Origin of the sequence: Pseudomonas sp. UME65, assembly GCF_014170225.1 — a bacterium.
GTDB lineage: Bacteria > Pseudomonadota > Gammaproteobacteria > Pseudomonadales > Pseudomonadaceae > Aquipseudomonas > Aquipseudomonas protegens.
In genome coordinates, this window is sequence record NZ_LZZQ01000017.1 from 79,100 (window position 1) to 96,188 (window position 17,089).

General features: G+C 64.3%; 16 protein-coding genes. 9 read left to right on the plus strand and 7 right to left on the minus strand.

Annotated elements, in window-relative coordinates; genetic code table 11:
• Positions 1-201 precede the first annotated feature (201 nt).
• Both A9971_RS30695 and A9971_RS30700 read left to right on the plus strand, forming a co-directional pair.
• Positions 202-3,096, plus strand: coding sequence for a carbohydrate-binding protein (locus tag A9971_RS30695; RefSeq protein ID WP_183001071.1), 2,895 nt, complete (start codon positions 202-204; stop codon positions 3,094-3,096).
• Positions 3,097-3,272: 176 nt separating this feature from the next.
• Positions 3,273-4,334: an alpha/beta fold hydrolase gene (locus tag A9971_RS30700; RefSeq protein ID WP_183001073.1), complete on the plus strand. Its 1,062-nt coding sequence runs from the start codon at positions 3,273-3,275 to the stop codon at positions 4,332-4,334.
• Here the strand turns inward: A9971_RS30700 and yedA are convergent, their stop codons facing one another.
• Positions 4,335-5,243, minus strand: coding sequence for a drug/metabolite exporter YedA (yedA, locus tag A9971_RS30705; protein ID WP_015637147.1), 909 nt, complete (start codon positions 5,241-5,243; stop codon positions 4,335-4,337).
• 161 nt (positions 5,244-5,404) lie between these two features.
• On the opposite strand from yedA, the gene A9971_RS30710 reads away from it, so the two are divergent.
• Positions 5,405-5,851 (plus strand): Lrp/AsnC family transcriptional regulator, encoded by a 447-nt coding sequence (locus A9971_RS30710; protein WP_011063630.1) that lies wholly within the window; start codon positions 5,405-5,407, stop codon positions 5,849-5,851.
• A gap of 10 nt (positions 5,852-5,861) precedes the next feature.
• Here A9971_RS30710 and A9971_RS30715 read toward each other — a convergent pair whose 3' ends face one another.
• The 3 genes from A9971_RS30715 to A9971_RS30725 all read right to left on the minus strand — a co-directional run bounded on the left by A9971_RS30715 (position 5,862) and on the right by A9971_RS30725 (position 7,899).
• Entirely contained in the window at positions 5,862-6,473 is a 612-nt protein-coding gene (locus tag A9971_RS30715; protein WP_011063631.1) for a PolC-type DNA polymerase III, read from the minus strand.
• 27 nt (positions 6,474-6,500) lie between these two features.
• Positions 6,501-6,980: an NYN domain-containing protein gene (locus A9971_RS30720; protein WP_011063632.1), complete on the minus strand. Its 480-nt coding sequence runs from the start codon at positions 6,978-6,980 to the stop codon at positions 6,501-6,503.
• Positions 6,981-7,116: 136 nt separating this feature from the next.
• Entirely contained in the window at positions 7,117-7,899 is a 783-nt protein-coding gene (locus A9971_RS30725; protein WP_053154073.1) for a DUF2076 domain-containing protein, read from the minus strand.
• A 181-nt stretch (positions 7,900-8,080) separates the two neighbouring features.
• Between A9971_RS30725 and A9971_RS30730 the strand changes: the two genes are divergently transcribed.
• Together A9971_RS30730 and A9971_RS30735 are read left to right on the plus strand one after the other, a co-directional pair.
• Positions 8,081-8,743: a YciC family protein gene (locus tag A9971_RS30730; protein ID WP_011063634.1), complete on the plus strand. Its 663-nt coding sequence runs from the start codon at positions 8,081-8,083 to the stop codon at positions 8,741-8,743.
• Between the two features lie 88 nt (positions 8,744-8,831).
• Positions 8,832-9,908 carry an endonuclease/exonuclease/phosphatase family protein gene (locus A9971_RS30735; protein ID WP_015637151.1) on the plus strand — a complete coding sequence of 359 codons (1,077 nt, stop codon included), beginning with the start codon at positions 8,832-8,834 and terminating at the stop codon, positions 9,906-9,908.
• Between the two features lie 181 nt (positions 9,909-10,089).
• Here A9971_RS30735 and hrpB read toward each other — a convergent pair whose 3' ends face one another.
• Positions 10,090-12,609 carry an ATP-dependent helicase HrpB gene (gene hrpB, locus A9971_RS30740; RefSeq protein WP_183001075.1) on the minus strand — a complete coding sequence of 840 codons (2,520 nt, stop codon included), beginning with the start codon at positions 12,607-12,609 and terminating at the stop codon, positions 10,090-10,092.
• Between the two features lie 130 nt (positions 12,610-12,739).
• On the opposite strand from hrpB, the gene A9971_RS30745 reads away from it, so the two are divergent.
• Both A9971_RS30745 and A9971_RS30750 read left to right on the plus strand, forming a co-directional pair.
• Positions 12,740-13,159, plus strand: coding sequence for a hypothetical protein (locus A9971_RS30745; protein ID WP_011063637.1), 420 nt, complete (start codon positions 12,740-12,742; stop codon positions 13,157-13,159).
• A gap of 27 nt (positions 13,160-13,186) precedes the next feature.
• Complete coding sequence (locus A9971_RS30750; protein WP_077934836.1) at positions 13,187-14,083, plus strand: cation diffusion facilitator family transporter; 897 nt, start codon at positions 13,187-13,189, stop codon at positions 14,081-14,083.
• On the opposite strand, the gene A9971_RS30755 is transcribed toward A9971_RS30750, so the two are convergent.
• Entirely contained in the window at positions 14,077-15,177 is a 1,101-nt protein-coding gene (locus A9971_RS30755; RefSeq protein WP_011063639.1) for a DUF6515 family protein, read from the minus strand. The two genes, A9971_RS30750 and A9971_RS30755, sit on opposite strands and share 7 nt — an antisense overlap.
• 417 nt (positions 15,178-15,594) lie before the next feature.
• On the opposite strand from A9971_RS30755, the gene A9971_RS30760 reads away from it, so the two are divergent.
• Together A9971_RS30760 and A9971_RS30765 are read left to right on the plus strand one after the other, a co-directional pair.
• Positions 15,595-16,074 (plus strand): Lrp/AsnC family transcriptional regulator, encoded by a 480-nt coding sequence (locus A9971_RS30760; RefSeq protein ID WP_011063640.1) that lies wholly within the window; start codon positions 15,595-15,597, stop codon positions 16,072-16,074.
• 110 nt (positions 16,075-16,184) lie between these two features.
• Positions 16,185-16,394 (plus strand): DUF2788 domain-containing protein, encoded by a 210-nt coding sequence (locus A9971_RS30765; RefSeq protein WP_003228500.1) that lies wholly within the window; start codon positions 16,185-16,187, stop codon positions 16,392-16,394.
• Here the strand turns inward: A9971_RS30765 and A9971_RS30770 are convergent.
• On the minus strand, positions 16,389-16,955 hold the full coding sequence (locus A9971_RS30770) for a pseudouridine synthase (RefSeq protein ID WP_161466734.1): 567 nt from the start codon (positions 16,953-16,955) through the stop codon (positions 16,389-16,391). The two genes, A9971_RS30765 and A9971_RS30770, sit on opposite strands and share 6 nt — an antisense overlap.
• Positions 16,956-17,089: the final 134 nt, after the last annotated feature.

The following is a 17,089-nucleotide window of genomic DNA, read 5'->3' on the forward strand; positions in this document are numbered from 1 at the left end:
TGGCACAACAGTGCTCTTGCCCTTCGTACGGGCAAGTTCCCTAGGACAGGTACTAAAAGCCAGGCTTCGAATATACGGCACCAGCGCCGCTGCCTATGATGCCCGCCGCCGGCACAACTCCTCATCCACATCATCAGCGCGGACGCTTTCACGATCCTGTTCGCCAGGTTTGCGCCGCGCTGTGTATATCCAGGAATGGTTATGCCGACCTTCAGATTGAACACCCTGTCCCGTGCCACCCGCCTTTGTGTGGCCAGCCTGGGAACTGTCGTATTGCTACCCATGACGGGCCTGGTACAGGCCGCCGATGAACCTGCCGATGCGGCCCTGCCACGCGCCGAAAGCGCGGCCGACGGCCCCTTCATCAATATCCAGGCGCTGATGGCCAATCCGGCCCAGCGCAACATCGCCGACGCGGGAACCGAACGTCTGCAGCAGGAAATCGGCATGCGCCTGCGCAGCCTCATTCCGGACCGGAACGACAGTTTCAAGGGCCTCAAGGTCATGGTCGGCACGCTGCAAAGCAACAACCGCTCCCAGAGCGCCGCACAGGAAATGTTTGTCGCCGCCCGTGGCGACGGCAGCTTCATCGCCCTGATGCCTGACAGTAACCTGATGATTCGCGGCAACGCCAGTGGCGAACAGTCGCTGATTCGCCTCAACAACCAGCACTCCTTCGACCCGCGCAATATCGACTCCGTGCCCAACGAAGGCGACGACGTACCCAACCTGATCGAGACCCAGAGCGGTCAGCGCAACTACCTGACCCACCGCAACGCCCAGGGCGAGATCGTCATCGATCTGCTGGCAGGCTTCACCCAGAAAGCCGCCAACTACATCGGTGACCATGAGGCCTACGCCCTGGCCCAGGTCGCCTCGGTCAACCGTGCCGTGGAAAACTCGCAGATCAAGAATGTGCGTGTGCGCCTGGCCGGCACCCAGGTGATAGCCAACGACTACCCGATCACCACCCCGGTGCTGGCCGATGTCAAAAACCTGTTCGCCGATGGCATGCGCAAATACAGCCCGGACCTGGTCGCCGCATTCACCGTTGGCACACCCGGGGTGGACACCGCCGCCGGCTGGGCCTACGTGAACGGCCGCTACTCGGTCAACGCCATCAGCGCCTCGGCCGCCTTCCGCCACGAACTGGCGCACAACATCGGCGGCAGCCACTGCAACGACGGCAACGACAACTACCGCTTCGGCCACAACAACGGTCGGGTCGGCACCATCCTCTGCGGCAACCACGTCGGCTACTTCTCCAACCCGGACCTCAAGGACCACCTCGGCGTGCCCCTGGGCGATGCTCGAACGGCGAACATGGCCCGGGGCTGGCGCGAGAACGCTGCGAAAATTTCCGCCTACGCCCCCTCAGTCGTGCCGCTGGACAGTGAAAACCTGATCACGATTCTCGAAGAACGGATCAACCAGGCCAAAGGCCAGACCCGCTACTTCCCACTGGATGTACCGGCAGGCACCCAGCGCCTGGCCTTCACCGTGGTGCCCGGCACCAGTACCAACAAGGGCGGCCAGGTCCAGTTGTCGCTCAAGTATGGCGCTCAACCAACCACCACCAGCTACGACTACCGCTCGGCCCTCAGCCAGATAGTCGGTCTCGGGGCCAAGGATCCAAAACCGGGCCGCTGGTACCTGGCTATCAGGACCGAAGGTATGGCGGCTGAAGACCTGATCCTGCAAGGCAACGCTTACGGCCACACCCGGGAAACGGCCCAAGGCACCTACCTGAAGCTCGTGGCGACCTCTTCGGTGGACGGCAAGAACAACGCCAGCATCGCCGAACTGATGCTGGCCAGCGCCAAAGGCGAGCCCCTTCCTCGAAACAGCTGGCGTGTCCACTCAACCAGCAGCGTGGCATCCGGCACCACCTCGGGCTCGAACGTGCTCGATGACAACCCCAACTCCTACTGGAGTTCGGCCGCCGACGCCCGTTATCCCCACCAGATCGTGATCGACATGGGCAGCAATAACAGTTTCTCTCAGTTGCGCTACCTGCCACGCCAGGGCCAGACGGGTAATATCAAGGGCTACCAGGTGTACTCCAGCCACAGCTTCAATGGCCCCTGGAGCTTGCTGGCAGACGGTGAGTTCAGCGCCGACAACCAGGTCAAGGTGACCTCGCTCAAACCTGTGGATGCCGGCACCCCGCCAGTGGCCGTGATCCGCGGCAAGACTGAAGCCAATGCAGGTGAACAGATCGTGCTGGATGCGTCCGCCTCCAGCGACCCACAAGGCGCGGCCCTGAGCTTTGCCTGGGAAGCCTCGCCCAAGCTGGACTTTACCTACGACGGTCCGCGTATTGCCTTCACCGCACCAGAATTGGCTGAAGACACCCGCTACCGTTTCACCCTGAGCCTGAGCAACGGCAAGCAGAGCACCCTCAAGACCCACGAAATGCTGATCAAGGGCAAGGCCGGCAGCGGCAGCTGCAAGCCCCAGTGGCAGGTTCGCGGTACCTATGTAGCCAAGGACCAGGTGCAGTGGAAAGGCCGTCAATACGAAGCGCGCTGGTGGACCCAGGGCAGTGAACCGGGCACCCCGGCCTTCACCGGGCCCGATGGCTCCGGCAAGGTCTGGCGTGACCTGGGTCCGTGCGCCAGCGAAGGCGAACAGCCGGCGGTCAAGCCGCCACTGGCCAGCATCGACGGCCCGGGCCAGGCCAAAGCCGGAGCAACGGTGGTGCTCGACGCCAAAGGTTCCAGCGACCCTGCTGGCCTGCCGCTGAATTACCGCTGGAATGTGAACCCGAGCGTGGACTTCCAGGCGGCCGGGACCTCGATGAAGTTCGCCGCCCCCAAAACAGCACAAGACGTCACCTACCGCATCACCCTGAGCCTGGGCAACGGCCATCACAGCGTGACTCGCGAGCACAGCGTGACGGTCAAGGCAGAAAGTACCGCTTGCCAGGGCCCATGGTCGGCCCAGGGCACCTATGTGGCGAAGGACCGAGTCAGCCATAACGGGCGCTTTTACATCGCTCGCTGGTGGGTCAAGGGCAATGAGCCGGGCAACCCGGCGTTCACCGGGCCAGATGGTTCCGGTAAGGTCTGGCTCGACGCCGGAACCTGTAACTGATGCGAAGTGGGTGACCGCCAGCTGCACAATTGGGTCACCCTTTCCCGGCAATGTGGGTTAAAAGGGTGGGCGGCGACTGCCCCGGTCGTCGCCCACCCACTGCCCTCGATCGCCGCTCGATTCCACCCAGCGCGCCCATTGGCAGGCCACTGACGTTTTGCCCATGGAGTTCTTCAATGCCCAAGACTGCCCTGTCCGCACGGATGCTAGCGGGCCTTTCACTCTTCCTGTTCCTGCCCCTGGCCTGCGCCGCCGAGCTCGTCGGTTTTCGTGAAATAACCCTGCCCGATGCAAGCAAACAGCGCCCCCTGCATGTCGCCCTCTGGTACCCCACCGAAACCGCCAGCCCGCTTCTGGTATCGGCAGAGAACCCGGTCTTCCAGGGCCTGCCCACCATCAAGGATGCCTCTCCTGCCCCTGCGGCCCATCCCTTGGTGGTCCTGTCACACGGCTATCGCGGCAACTGGCGCAACCTCAGCTGGCTGGTCACTTCGCTGGTCGGCCAGGGTTATGTGGTCGCCGCCCCTGACCACCCGGGCACCACGAGTTTCGACCAGCGTCCGGAAGAAGCGGCGAAGCTTTGGCAGCGTCCCCGGGATCTGAGCCGGGTCATAGACGCACTGAGCGCTGACCAGTCCCTGGCAGGCGCGGTCGACCCACAGCGCATCGCCGCCATCGGCCATTCGCTGGGCGGCTGGACGGTCACCGCATTGGCCGGCGCCCGCTATAGCCCGCAACGCTTCCTTGAGGAATGTCGGCTGCATCCCAACCCGCGTCTGTGCGGGCTGGCTCCGGAACTGGGGATTGCGCCGCAAAACCAGGGCTCTCTGGGCACCGACCTGCGGGACCCGCGAGTCAAGGCGGTCGTCTCCCTGGACCCGGGGCTGGTCCGTGGGTTCACCCCGCAAAGCTTGTCAGCGGTGCAGACGCCGACCCTGATCCTGGGAGCAGGAGTCGATATTGCCAGCATGCCGGTGGAGCAGGAGTCGGGCTACCTGGAAACCCACCTGCCGTCGGCCACCTCCAGCCTGCTGGTGATCGCCGATGCCAGCCATTTCAGCTTCATGCAAATCTGCAAGCCAGGCGCCACGGCCCTGCTCCGGGAAGAGAACCCCGAGGATGAAATCATCTGCCGGGACGGCGGCCAGCGCAGCCGCGAAGCGATTCACCAGCAAGCGAGCCAGGTCATCGGCGACTTTCTCCAACGGAGCCTGGCCGGCCTGCCACCGGGACAGTGATCAGGCCGCCTCTTCCTGGACCCCGGCCTTGGGCTTGCGCCATTGGGGCAGGCCGATCAGCACTACGGCACTGATGATCACCAGCATGGCCATGGCCTCCTCGATGCCAATGGTTTCGCCGACGAAGACGATGCCCAGCAGCACCGCCACCGCCGGGTTGACATAGGCGTAGCTGGTGGCCGCGGCTGGGCGCACGTGCTTGAGCAGGTACATGTAGGCGTTGAAGGCGATGATCGAACCGAAACCGGCCAGGTAGGCCAGGGCCAGCCAGCCTTCCATCGGAGGCAGGGTGTCCAGATGCTCACCGCTCAGGGCACTGCCGATCATCAGCACCACGCCACCGACAAGCATTTCCGCGGCACTGGCCATGGCGCCCTGGGGCAGCGGCAGATGCTTGCTCCACACCGAGCCGAAAGCCCAGGCCGCCGCAGCGAACAGCAGCAAGGCGGCGCCCATCGGGCTCGACTGCAGGTTGGACCCCAGGTTGAGCATGCCGATGCCAATCATCCCGAGGACGATCCCGGCCCACTCCAGGCGCGTGTTGCGTGCACCCCAGAAATACCCGCAGAGCAAGGTGAACAAAGGCACCGTGGCCACCGCCAGCGCCGCGACGCCGGAGGTCACCCCGGAGTGTTCGGCCAGCGTTACCGCGCCATTGCCACAGCTCAACAGCAGCACACCGATGATCCCTGCGGCCTTCCATTGCGCCCAGGTCGGCGCCGGCACCCCGCGCCAGCGCAGAAAGGCGTACATCAGGCTACCGGCGATGATGAAGCGAATGCCGCCGAGCATCAGTGGCGGCCAGTATTCGACACCGATGCGAATCACCAGGTACGTCGAGCCCCAGATTACATAGAGGGCAAAAAAGGCGGCGATCAACGGCAGCGGAAAACGGCTTTGGCCAGGCATGGGAGGCGGCTCTGAGGCAGGCAGGGGGAGGTCTATTCTAGAAACTCGGCCCAGGGAACTTAAGTTACAAAACCTGTTTATAACGCCCGTACACTTTCCAAAAGATGGAGATAAGGGCTATATACCGTGCTTTCGAAAGCTGGATAGATCGAGAGCCTTCCATGGACAAGTACGACCGCATGCTCCTGGCCAGCCTGCTGGAAAATGGCCGGGCGAGTTACGCCGAGCTGGCACGCAAGGTGAATCTCTCGGCACCGGCGGTGGCCGAACGCGTGGCCAAGCTGGAGGCCAGCGGAGTGATCACCGGCTACCAGGCCAAAGTCGACATGGCCAAGGTCGGCTTGCCGATCCAGTGCGTGATCGAACTGCGCCTGGCCCAGCACGGCAACCAGAAGGCCTATGACGAACTGATCAAGATTCCCCAGCTCACCGAGTGCCACCGGGTCACCGGCGACCCTTGCGTGATCATGCAGGCCGCAGTGGGATCGATGCCGGAGCTGGAGGAGTTGATCAACCGCGTGGCCCAGTTCGGTTTCAGCAAGACCTCCATCGTGCTCTCCAGTGCCATTGAACGGCGCGTGCCCCTGGGGCAACTGGAAAGCAAATGAACCTCGGGACTCAGAACCCGCGGTGGCGCTTGAGGTGTTCGGGGACTTTGGCCGCGGGAACCTTCTGCAGTTTGCACAGGAAGTCATGGGACAGCTCGCGCAGGCCATGCTTGTGCCTCAGTTCGCCGGCCAGGTGGGCCACCAGGTTGGCTGCCATTTCCGCATCGGCCATGGCCCGGTGAGCCTGGCCGGTGTGCGGCAGGCCGGCGAATGAAGTCAGGGTGCCCAGCTTGTGATTAGGAGCCGCCGGCATCAGGCGACGCGCCAGCAGCAGCGAACAGGCGAAGTTCTGCAGGCGGGTGCGCTTGATCCGGCCCAGCTCGAAATCCCAGAACTTCTGGTCGAAGGCCGCGTTGTGCGCCAGCAACGGCGTGATGCCGACGAACTCGTTGACCTCGTTCATCACCTGCTCTGCCGGGGGTGCGCTGCGCAACATGGCATTGCTGATGCCGGTCAGTTGCTCAATAAACGCCGGCACCCGCACGCCGGCGTTCATCAGGCTCTGGTAACGCTCGACGATGCGCCCCTGCTCAAGGATCACCACGGCTATTTCCGTGGCCCGGCAACTGCTGCTCGGGGAGATCCCGGTGGTTTCAAAGTCGATGACGGCAATGCGTTCCAAACCTGTCCTGCTCCGTATGAAAATTGATCAGCTTTTAAGCAGCAAGGCGCCTTCGATCGGCACATAGCGCGTAGCCGCGCGAATCAGCGAATTGGCGGTCAGCCCCGGCACGCCATAGGCCACCGCGCTGACCCCGTGCTTGTGGATGATGCGCTCCAGCAGCAGGTCGAAATCACCGTCGCCGGAAGCCAGCACCACTTCGTCGACATGGGCCGCAGCGTCCATGATGTCGATGGTGATGCCCACGTCCCAGTCGCCCTTGGCCGAGCCGTCGCTGCGCTGGATGTAGGGCTTGAGTTTGACCGTGAAGCCCAGGTTGCGCAGGATCTGCTGGAACTGCTGTTGCTTGCTGTCACCACGGTCGATGGCATAGGCATAGGCTTCGACTATCTGCCCTTGCTTGCTGATATCCGCCCACAGCGCCGCATAGTTGAAGTGGCAACCATAGGCCTGACGAACGGTGTAGTAGAGGTTCTGGACATCGGCGAACACAGCGATTTTCTTCACCGCTAATCCTCATGGCGCAGCAGCGCAAGGGCTGGATCGGGCCTCGGGCCCCGAAAAGTCGCCCAGTATGCCAGTCGCAGGGATTGTTCCGCGAATAATCGGTCCGGGGCAGGTGTTTGCCCCGGACCGACGCAGGTCAGACGAAGGAGTCGTCGTCGGAGAAGAACGAGCTGTCGTCGTTGTCGTAGTCGGCGTTGCTGAAGCCACCCTGGTCGTTGTTGCCCCAGGAGTCGTTGTTGGCCAGGCGCTGGTCGTCATTGCCCCAGCCGCTGTTGTCGCTGGCCGGCGCCGGTTCTTCCTTGATGACTTCGACGATTTCCTGGGGCTGCTGGTTGTTGTGGAACAGGCTGCTGATGCCCTGGGCCAGCATGACCCCGCCCGCAACGCCGGCGGCAGTTTTCAAGGCGCCGCCCAGGAAACTGCTACCCGCCGCCGGTGCCTGCTGCGGTGCATAGTTCTGTGGCGGTGCGGCGTAATTCTGCTGCGGCGCGCCGAAGTTCTGTTGCGCAGGGGCGCCAAAGGAAGAACGCGCCGGTTCACGCCAGCCACCACCGGACGACGGCGGCGGCGCGCTCTGGCTCGGTGCCGGCTGTGGCTCGCGGGAACCGCCGAAGATGCTCGACAGGAAACCGCCACCGGCCGCCGGTGCCGGAGCACTGGCCTGGGCCCGGGCCTGTTGCAGGTCAGCCTGCAATTGCTGGACTTGCTGGGTCAGTTGCTGGTTCTGCTCGTTGAGGCTCTTGAGTGCGGCCTCCTGCACCAGGATCGCCTGGGTCATGAAATACCCGGCCGCAGGCTGGCGGGTCAGATGCTCCTTGATCCGCGCCTCTGCCTGGGCGTCGCGCGGGGCTGAATCCGTTTCGGCTTGCTGCAACCGTGAAAACAGTCCATCGATCAGGGTTTGCTCTTGGTTGTTCATGGCGACCTCTTTAGATTGCCGGTAGAAATCTGGTCCGCCGCTCGGACAGAGCGGTGGTACGCACCAGTTATGGGGCTGGTGCGACGACTTTCAATGGTCTTTACCCAAGGTTTACGTTTGCTCGGGCGGGGCCTGCATCGGTTAAAGTGTGCAACCGCTTCTTCAACTGCGATCTCATCGAATGAATCCGTTAGATGTACTGCGTGACTCTCTGTATTTCTTCCAGCGCAACCTCGGGCAGATCGCCCAGCTGTGCCTGCCGCTGGTGATTCTCGAAGCCTTGCTGCAACAAGGGGTCAACAGCGCCCTGGGCCCCGACACCTTCCCGGGCTACAGCGTGGTGGTGGGCCTTCTGGTGTATCCGTTGTACACCGGTGCGCTGATCCTGTTTCTCGACGCCCGCACCCGGGGCGAGTCGCCACGTACCCGGGACCTGCTGGCCATGGCCCTGGCCCTGTGGCCGCGTTTTGCCCTGCTGACGGCGGTCAGCACCCTGCTGATCCTGCTGGGGTTGTCGCTGTATTTCCTGCCGGGGCTGTGGCTGATGGTGGTACTGGCTTTCGCCGAGTACCTGCTGGTGCTCAAGGGCATGGCGCCGCTGGCGGCCATCAGTGAAAGTTTCCGCCTCAGCCGTGGGCACTTCCTGCGGATCCTGGTGTGCATCCTGGCGGTAATGACCCCGCTGTGGCTGCTCAAGGGTGCCAGTGAAGCGGCCTATTCCGAACCGCTGAACCCGCTGCTGTCCCTGGCCATCGATAGCGCCTACAGCTTCCTGCAGCTGTTCACCAGCGTGGTGCTGTTCCGCCTGTTCATGCTGATCAGCGAGCAGCCGGACAAGCGCTGAATCCTCCCTCGGCCGCTCTGCCCCTTGGGTGACGGCCGTGCTCTCGGTTATGCTCCGGGGCCATCCTGCAACGCCATAAGCCGAGCCGATGATCCGTCTACTTCGCATCACCCTGTTGAGCCTGTTGTTGATCGGTCTGGTGCTGGCCGGGCTGGTCTACAGCCTGACCTGGCGCCCGGAAGCCAAGGAAAGCCTCGCTGTCAGTTGCAGCGCCCAGGCCGCGCCGCTGGTGCCGGGCCAGGCCCTGAAAGTGATGACCTGGAACCTGCAGTACCTGGCGGGCAAGCGCTATGTGTTCTGGAACGACCAGGCACAAGGCGAGGACGAGCAGCCGACCCTGGAGGACATGGCCTTCAGCCTCGACGAAGTGGCTCGCGTGATCCGCGACGAACAACCGGACCTGGTGCTGCTGCAGGAAGTGGACAACGGTGCTAAGGCCAGCGCCTACCAGGACCAGCTCAAACTCCTGCAGGAACGCCTTACCGATCTCTACCCCTGCAGCACCCAGGCTTACGACTGGAAAGCCGATTTCGTACCATCGCCGCATATTTTCGGCAGTGTCGGCCGACAACTGGCCACCCTCAGCCGCTATCGCATCGATCACGCCGAACGCCTGCAACTGCCCACAGCCGAACACGGCTTCATCGGCCGGCAGTTCCAGCCCAGGGAGGCCCTGCTGCTGAGCTACCTGCCCCTGAACGACGGCGGCCAGGTGGCGGTGCTCAATACCCATCTGGAACGTGCTCGCACGCCTGGCCAGACGCAATCAAGGCAGGTCGCAGCCATTGGCAAAGTCCTGGATAAACTCGAAGGCCGCGGCACGCCCTGGCTGATTGGCGGGGATTTCAACCTGTTGCCCCTGGGCCAGTACCAGCGACTGAGCGACGTGCAACGGGCGCCCTACAGTGCCGACAGCCCGCTGCACCTGCTGTGGGACAAATACCCGATGATCCCCAGCAACACCCAGGCCAGCGGCGTCGACCGCGCACATTGGCTGACCCACTACCCCAACGACCCGAGCCTCGACGGCCCGGATCGCACGGTGGACTACCTGTTCTACAGCCCGCGGCTCAAGCGAGTCGAATCCCGGGTGCGCCAGGACGACACCTTGCGCATCTCCGACCACCTGCCGGTGCTGGCCCGCTTCCTCTTGCCGGCGCAATAAACCCCAGAGCGGCACCCATCACCTGTAGCCGCTGCCGAGGCGGCGATCGAGCGTGTAGCGCTCGCAACGGCTTGGCCCAGATTCCGTCTGACACACCGCGGCGTCCGTTTTGCGGGGGCTGCGCCCCCGGGCGCAGCCTCGCACGCTCGGCAGCGGCTACAGGGCAGCACGGGAGTTCGGGTTATTTGCGCGGTTTGACCCGCGCCGTGGCTTCGGCGATCAGCGGGTCATCCGGCCAGTAGTGCTTGGGGTAACGGCCCTTGAGGTCCTTTTTCACCTCGGCGTAGGTGCTGCGCCAGAAGTTCGCCAGATCCTGGGTGACCTGTACCGGACGTCGTGCCGGAGACAGCAGGTGCAACTTGACCACCTGGCGGCCACCGGCAATGCGCGGTGTTTGCGCCAGGCCGAACAACTCCTGCAGGCGTACCGCCAGGATGGGTGGATGCTCGCTGTAGTCCAGGCGAATCGACGACCCGGAAGGCACCGTCAGGTGATGGGGGGCCAGCTCATCCAGGCGCTGAGGCAGTGGCCAGGGCAGCAGGTTGTGGATAATTCCGGCCAGTTCCAGGTTGGCGAAGTGGCTGAGCCGCGAGACGTTGCCCAGGTAGGGCTGCAACCACTGCTCCAGCCCCTTGAGCAAGGCCCCGTCACTGACATCCGGCCATTGGCTGGCGCCCGTGGCCTCCAGGTCCAGCTGGCGCAGCAACGCTACCCGGGCCTGCCACTGGCGCAGCTCCGGGGTCCAGGGCAGCAGCTCCAGGCCTTTGCGCCGGACCAGATTGACCAGGGCCTGAGTGCGGGCGGACTCATCCAGCCCGCTTAGCGGTTCGCGGCTGAGCACCAGTTCGCCGACCTTGCGCTGGCGTTCGGCCCGCAACACGCCTTCGCGCTCGTCCCAATCCAGCTGATCGACTTGCCGCACCTGCTCCGCCAGTACCGAATCGAACAACACCGGATCGAAATCCGCCGCCAGGTAGATGCGCTCCTCGCGCTGCCCCTGGCGGCTGCCCAGGTCGGCGATCACCAGCCAGGGTTGCTTCATCAGGCTGTCAGTTTCGCTGAACAGCGCCGCACGGCCGTTGGCCAGGCGGTATTCGGCACCGCCGGGGCGCCGCTGCTGGGCCACCCGATCGGGATAGGCCAGGGCCAACAGGGCGCCGAGCCAGCGCGGGTGCTCGGGGTCGGCCACCGCAGCCTCGGGCTGCCCGCGCAGATAGCCCCGGTACTGGCGCGCTAGTTGTCGGGCACGCTGCACCCCGCCCTGGGCTCCGCGAACGGCACGCTCTTCCCCGCAAAGCAGCACCAGGCGGCTGTGCAGGTCGGCGCCGGCGCCGCGCAGGATATCCCGCTCCCCCAGCAGCGCCGCGACATCGCAAGCCATCGGCGCCAACCCCAGGGACTGGCCGCGCAGCAGCAGATGGGCGATGCGCGGGTGAGCCGGCAACTCGGCCATGGCCTGGCCGTGGCGGGTCAGGCTGCCATCGTCATTCAACGCCCCCAGGCGCACCAGCAAGTCCTGGGCCTGGGCATAAGCGGCACTGGGGGGAGCGTCCAGCCATACCAGTTGATTTGGCGTCACGCCCCAGCGCGCCAGTTGCAGGGCCAATCCGGCCAGGTCCGCCTGGAGGATTTCCGCACTGGCATAGGCGGCCAGTTGCTCCTGTTGATCGGCCGACCACAAGCGGTAGCACACGCCGGGCTCCAGACGCCCGGCACGCCCGGCGCGCTGGGTGGCGCTGGCCCGGGAGATACGCTGGGTATCGAGGCGGGTCATGCCGCTGCCGGGATCGAAACGCGGCACCCGCGCCAGCCCGGCATCCACCACCACCCGCACGCCATTGATGGTCAGGCTGGTTTCGGCAATGTTGGTGGCCAGCACCACTTTGCGCTTGCCCGACGGCGCCGGGTCGATGGCTGCGCGCTGGGCTGCCAGGTCCAGCTCGCCATGCAACGGGCAGAGCAGGATCTCACTGCGCTCACCCAGGGCTTCGGCCAACTGCTGGTGCACCCGGCGGATCTCCGCCTGGCCGGGGAGGAACACCAGCAGGCTGCCGCTTTCATCGTTGAGGGCCTCGAGCACGGTCTGCACCACCCTTGGCTCGATGAATTCACCGGGCTGGAAGGGTCGGCCCCAGCGCTGGGTCACCGGGTACATGCGCCCTTCACTGCGCAGGATCGGCGCATCGCCGAGCAGGGTCGACAGGCGCTCGCCTTCCAGCGTCGCCGACATCAGCAGGATCTTCAGTGGCTGCTCGTCACGAAACAGCTCGCGGCCATTGAGGCTCAGGGCCAGCGCCAGATCGGCGTCCAGGCTGCGTTCGTGGAATTCATCGAAGATCAGCAGGCCGACGCCTTCCAGGGCCGGGTCATCCTGCAGGCGCCGGGTGAGGATGCCTTCGGTGACCACCTCGATGCGGGTACGCGGGCCGACCTTGCTGTCCAGGCGGATGCGATAACCCACGGTCTCGCCGACTTTCTCTCCCAGCTCGCTGGCCAGGCGCTCGGCGGCGGCCCGGGCGGCCAGGCGCCGGGGTTCGAGCATGAGGATGGTCTGTCCGGCCAGCCAGTCCTGGTCCAGGAGCGCCAGGGGCACGCGGGTCGTCTTGCCGGCACCGGGCGGGGCTTCGAGCACCGCTTCATGGCGTGTCGCCAGGGCGGTACGCAGTGCAGGCAAAACTTCATCAATTGGCAAAGAATTCATGCTGGCTCCAAAACAGAGGCGCGAGTATAACGGCGAACTGCCTGGGGTTAATCATGGTCTGAGTGCTGATCGACAAGACTCAACACCCCGCTTCATCCCTCGTTGCTTTCGTGCTTGCTAGGAGATTTCCATGCGTATTTCCCACCGTGTCATCGGCGGCGTTCTGGTGGCCACCCTGCTGACCCAACTCACCGCCTGCGGCTCGATCTTCTTCCCCGACCGGCGCGGCCAGATCGACGGCAAGATCGATCCCCTGGTGGCTGTGCTGGATGCCGTTGGCCTGCTGTTCTACGTGATCCCAGGGCTGATCGCCTTCGGCGTCGACTTCGCCACCGGGGCCATCTACCTGGAGCCGGGCAAGACCGCGCAGATCGCGCCGGAAAAACTGCAACAGGCCATCGGCGCCGACGGTAAAGTCGACAACCGCAAGCTGCAGGCCATCCTGGAAAGCGAACTGGGGGGCAGTTTCCCCCTGGATGACCCACGCCTGATCCAGCACAAGGGCAGCGTGCAGCAACTGGCGCTGTACGGCCTGCAACCTGCTGCCTGATCACTTTTACCCAGGAACCCGCCGTCGATGACCGCCAACTCGGAACACGCCCGCCTCCTGCGCCTGGCCACCCGCGCCTCGGTCACCGTGGCGGGCATACTGATCGTGACCAAGGCTGTCGCCTGGTGGCTCAGCGGCTCGGTGAGCATGCTCGCCGGGCTCACCGACTCGGTGCTGGACGGTTTCACCTCGCTGCTCAACCTGCTGGCAGTGCATTACGCCCTGCGCCCGGCAGACGACGACCACCGCTATGGCCACGGCAAGGCCGAGTCCCTGGCGGGCATGGCCCAGGCATTGTTCATCGCCGGCAGCGCAGTTCTGATTGCCTTCCAGGCGGCGCAACGCCTGCAACATCCGGAACCGGTAGGCGCGCCCTGGCTGAGCATCGGGGTGATCGTCCTGTCGCTGGCGCTGACCATCGCCCTGCTGCTCCTGCAGCACCGGGTGATCCGGGCGACCGGCTCCAATGCAGTGCGCGCCGACTCCCTGCACTACCGCTCCGACCTGATGCTCAACGGCAGCATCCTGCTGGCCCTGGTGCTGGCGGCGTTCGGCCTGCATCAGGTGGACGCCTGGTTCGGCCTGGGGATTGCCGTCTACATTCTCTGGAGCGCGATCCAGATCGCCCGGGAGAGCTTCTCGGTGCTGATGGACCAGGAGCTGCCACCGGACGTCAGCCAGCACATGCTGGAGCTGGCGTGCAGTGTGCCGGGAGTACTGGGGGCCCATGACCTGCGCACACGGATTTCCGGCAGCCACTGGTTCGTCCAACTGCACCTGGAATTACCCGGGGAACTGACCCTTTCGGTGGCCCATGGCATCAGCGACCAGGCCGCCGATGCCATCCAGAAGGCCTATCCACGGGCCGAAGTGCTGGTGCACGCCGACCCGCAGGAAGTGGTGGAGGCAGCCAGGGCTCAGTAGGTCACCTGATAGCCCCGTGAGCTCAAGCAGTTGCCCTGGGCCTGGCGGTAAGCCTGGACCACTTGCGGGGCCGGCTGATAGGTCACACTCGCAGGATCGAAGCCGCTCTGCTGCACCGCCCAGCGATAGCAGTCGTAACGGTCCTGGTCGATCTGCTGCGGCGACTGGCCGTTGACCGGGTAGGCCAGCACGTCATAGCCATTGCCGCTCTGCTGCGGGTCCGCAACCGGCACGCCGGCAGGTGGCTCGACCACCACGTACTGCTGGGTGTTGGCTTCGTAGGTGTAGTAAGCCCCTGCCGCCAGAAAGAACAGCGCGCTGCCGATCCAGACTTCCCGCGCATAGTCGGGCAGGTACGTCACGCGAATGCCATAGGGCGGGCGCACCACCACATAGCGCGGGCCTTGCGGGCGGTACCAGTAACCACCGGAAAAAAAGTAATCCTGGCCGCGATAGGCGACCCGGTCATTGCGCCCGGGGAAGCGGTCGATCACATACCCGGGGCGGTACTGCGGCCCGGGGCCCCAGCCATTGCCATGGCCATCAGGGCGGCCCGGCCAGCGGTAGTCGTTGGGATGGCCGCCACCTGGCCGAGAGCCCGGGCCGCCAGCCTGCCAATGCTGGTTGTAGTCGTTGCGCCGGGGAATGTCCTGATAGTAGCCACGCTGTGGCTCCTGGGTCTGGCGCACGGTGTCGGGGCGGCCCTGGATCGGCAGGTTGTTTGGCTGCTGCACCTGGGGTTGTGGCACAGGGGCCGGGCGAACCTGCTGATTGGGATCGTGCTGAGGCCGGTTCTGCCACTGCCCTCCCGGGTTCTGGCCGTTGTGCTCGAACTGACGGCTGTTATCGCCGCGAATGATTTCATTCTGCGGCCGCTGTGGCTGCGCACTGGGTGGTGGACGGTTGGGAACATTGGCGGGCCGCGGCGGGGCATTTTCCGGGCGGCCCTGGCCTTGATGCTCTCGCTGCTCGCCCCCGGGAGCGCCATGCTGCGCAGGCGGCCGATTCTCGTCTCGCTCATCGGCGAGCAACTGAGCGTTGACGCTCAGGCACAACACACCAACACCTGCCATACGCCAGATGCGCGACTTCATGCTATTCCTCACTGCGGATAGGGGGGGGCCTGTACATAAGACTGAAAAAGCCCTGGGCGGTTCTGCATCAGGTTATCAGTCACGAGACTTATTTCGCAGGCAATAAAAAAGGGCGGCCCGTCGGCCGCCCTTTGAGATTTTGTCCGTGCTCGGCGCTTTTGACGCCGGCTCACCTCACTCCGTCTTCTGGACAGTGTGTAGCCCGGGGGCCGGCTCAACCCTGTGGGATTGGCGGCCGCGGCAGGCCTGATTCGGCGGGCCGCAGTGGACTCTATGTCCGGGCAGTGATTCTGGTGATAAGAATAGGCGCGCAGCGAAGACAGAGGATTGCGAAGATTGCTTGTAAAAACACCACTTGCGCAATTTTTAACTCAAGATAGATAATTCAACGCAATAGTTACGACAAAGGCCTGATTGATGAGCAAACTCGACCGCTACGACCTGAGCATTTTGGCGGAGTTGCAACGCGACGCCCGTATCTCCAACCAGGAACTGGCCGAGCGCATCGGCCTGTCGCCCTCCCCCTGCTCGCGCCGGGTCAAGCAGCTGGAGGACGATGGCTACATTTCCCGCCAGGTCGCCCTGCTGGACCGCAAGATGCTCGGTCTGAGCCTGACCGCCTATGTCCTGATCGGCATGGACCGGCACACGCCGGAACGCTTCGAGAATTTCGAAGCCGCGATCCGCAGCCTGCCCCAGGTGCTGGAGTGCAGCCTGGTGACCGGGGTCGATGCCGACTACCAGCTCAAGGTGGTGGTACCGGACATGGACCATTACCAGAAGCTGCTGCTCGGCCATCTGACCCGTATCGAGGGCGTGACCAGCGTGCGTTCGAGCTTCGTGCTCAATCAGGTGCTCAACAGCACCGAACTGCCGCTGACCCACTTGCGCAACTGAATCCCGGCCCCCGCTGTGGCGACATAACGCATGCAGATCAATGCTTGGGCCGCGGGCGTTGGCGTATACTCGCCCGGCATTTTTTGCCCTGCCTGCACTGGAGATGAGTGATGGACCCAGCAGTATTCGAAGAGTGGATGATGACCGGCCTGGTCAGCATCCTGATCATTTTCATGGGTTTCATCGTCTGGGACCTGGCCAAGAAGTCCAAGGCCGGGCGCTTCGGCTCGTTCATCCTGTTCTTCGTGCTGGGCCTGGGCGTTGCAGCATTCATCATCAAGAGCGTGGTGATCGGCCTGATCGAGTCCGGCGCCTTATAAGCGCGCCGCCACCTCTTTCCACTGGCCCTGCTCCAGGCCGTCCAGGGTCCAGTCGCCGATCCTGACCCGCACCAGGCGCAAGGTCGGTAGCCCCACCGCAGCGGTCATGCGCCTTACCTGGCGGTTGCGCCCCTCGCGTATCACCAACTCCAGCCAACTGGTGGGCACGCTCTTGCGAAAGCGCACCGGCGGGTTGCGCGGCCATAGCGTCGGTTCTTCGAGCTGGCGCGCCTCGGCCGGCAGGGTCATGCCGTCATTCAACTGCACACCTTCGCGCAAGCGCTGCAACTGCTCGGCACTGGGCTCGCCCTCGACCTGCACCCAATAGGTCTTGGCCAGCTTGTGCTTGGGATCGGCGATGCGCGCCTGCAACTGCCCGTCATTGGTCAACAGCAGCAACCCTTCACTGTCGCGATCCAGGCGCCCGGCCGGGTAGACCCCGGGAACCGCAATGAAGTCCTTGAGCGTGGCCCGCCCCTCGCCATCGCTGAACTGGGTCAGCACATCGAAAGGCTTGTTGAACAGGATCAGCTTCGGCTCGACCGGCGCGGCCTTGGCCACACGCTTGGCGGGAGAGGAGGAAAACGGTTTGGCGCCAGGGCGGCGGGAAGCGGGACGGGGCGGACGGGACATGGGAGCAGGAACATTCAGCGATCAGGACCGACAATGCTAGTGGCCTGACCGCCAAATGACCA

Excerpts from the sequence above, each read along its gene's own strand:
- A9971_RS30710 (WP_011063630.1), top strand. The coding sequence starts at position 5,405 with ATGGACAAGTACGACCGCATGCTCCTGGCCAGCCTGCTGGAAAATGGC.
- A9971_RS30745 (WP_011063637.1), top strand. The coding sequence starts at position 12,740 with ATGCGTATTTCCCACCGTGTCATCGGCGGCGTTCTGGTGGCCACCCTG.
- A9971_RS30755 (WP_011063639.1), bottom strand. The coding sequence starts at position 15,177 with ATGAAGTCGCGCATCTGGCGTATGGCAGGTGTTGGTGTGTTGTGCCTG.
- hrpB (WP_183001075.1), bottom strand. The coding sequence starts at position 12,609 with ATGAATTCTTTGCCAATTGATGAAGTTTTGCCTGCACTGCGTACCGCC.
- A9971_RS30730 (WP_011063634.1), top strand. The coding sequence starts at position 8,081 with ATGAATCCGTTAGATGTACTGCGTGACTCTCTGTATTTCTTCCAGCGC.
- A9971_RS30765 (WP_003228500.1), top strand. The coding sequence starts at position 16,185 with ATGGACCCAGCAGTATTCGAAGAGTGGATGATGACCGGCCTGGTCAGC.
- A9971_RS30725 (WP_053154073.1), bottom strand. The coding sequence starts at position 7,899 with ATGAACAACCAAGAGCAAACCCTGATCGATGGACTGTTTTCACGGTTG.
- yedA (WP_015637147.1), bottom strand. The coding sequence starts at position 5,243 with ATGCCTGGCCAAAGCCGTTTTCCGCTGCCGTTGATCGCCGCCTTTTTT.
- A9971_RS30700 (WP_183001073.1), top strand. The coding sequence starts at position 3,273 with ATGCCCAAGACTGCCCTGTCCGCACGGATGCTAGCGGGCCTTTCACTC.
- A9971_RS30735 (WP_015637151.1), top strand. The coding sequence starts at position 8,832 with ATGATCCGTCTACTTCGCATCACCCTGTTGAGCCTGTTGTTGATCGGT.
- A9971_RS30760 (WP_011063640.1), top strand. The coding sequence starts at position 15,595 with ATGAGCAAACTCGACCGCTACGACCTGAGCATTTTGGCGGAGTTGCAA.
- A9971_RS30750 (WP_077934836.1), top strand. The coding sequence starts at position 13,187 with ATGACCGCCAACTCGGAACACGCCCGCCTCCTGCGCCTGGCCACCCGC.
- A9971_RS30695 (WP_183001071.1), top strand. The coding sequence starts at position 202 with ATGCCGACCTTCAGATTGAACACCCTGTCCCGTGCCACCCGCCTTTGT.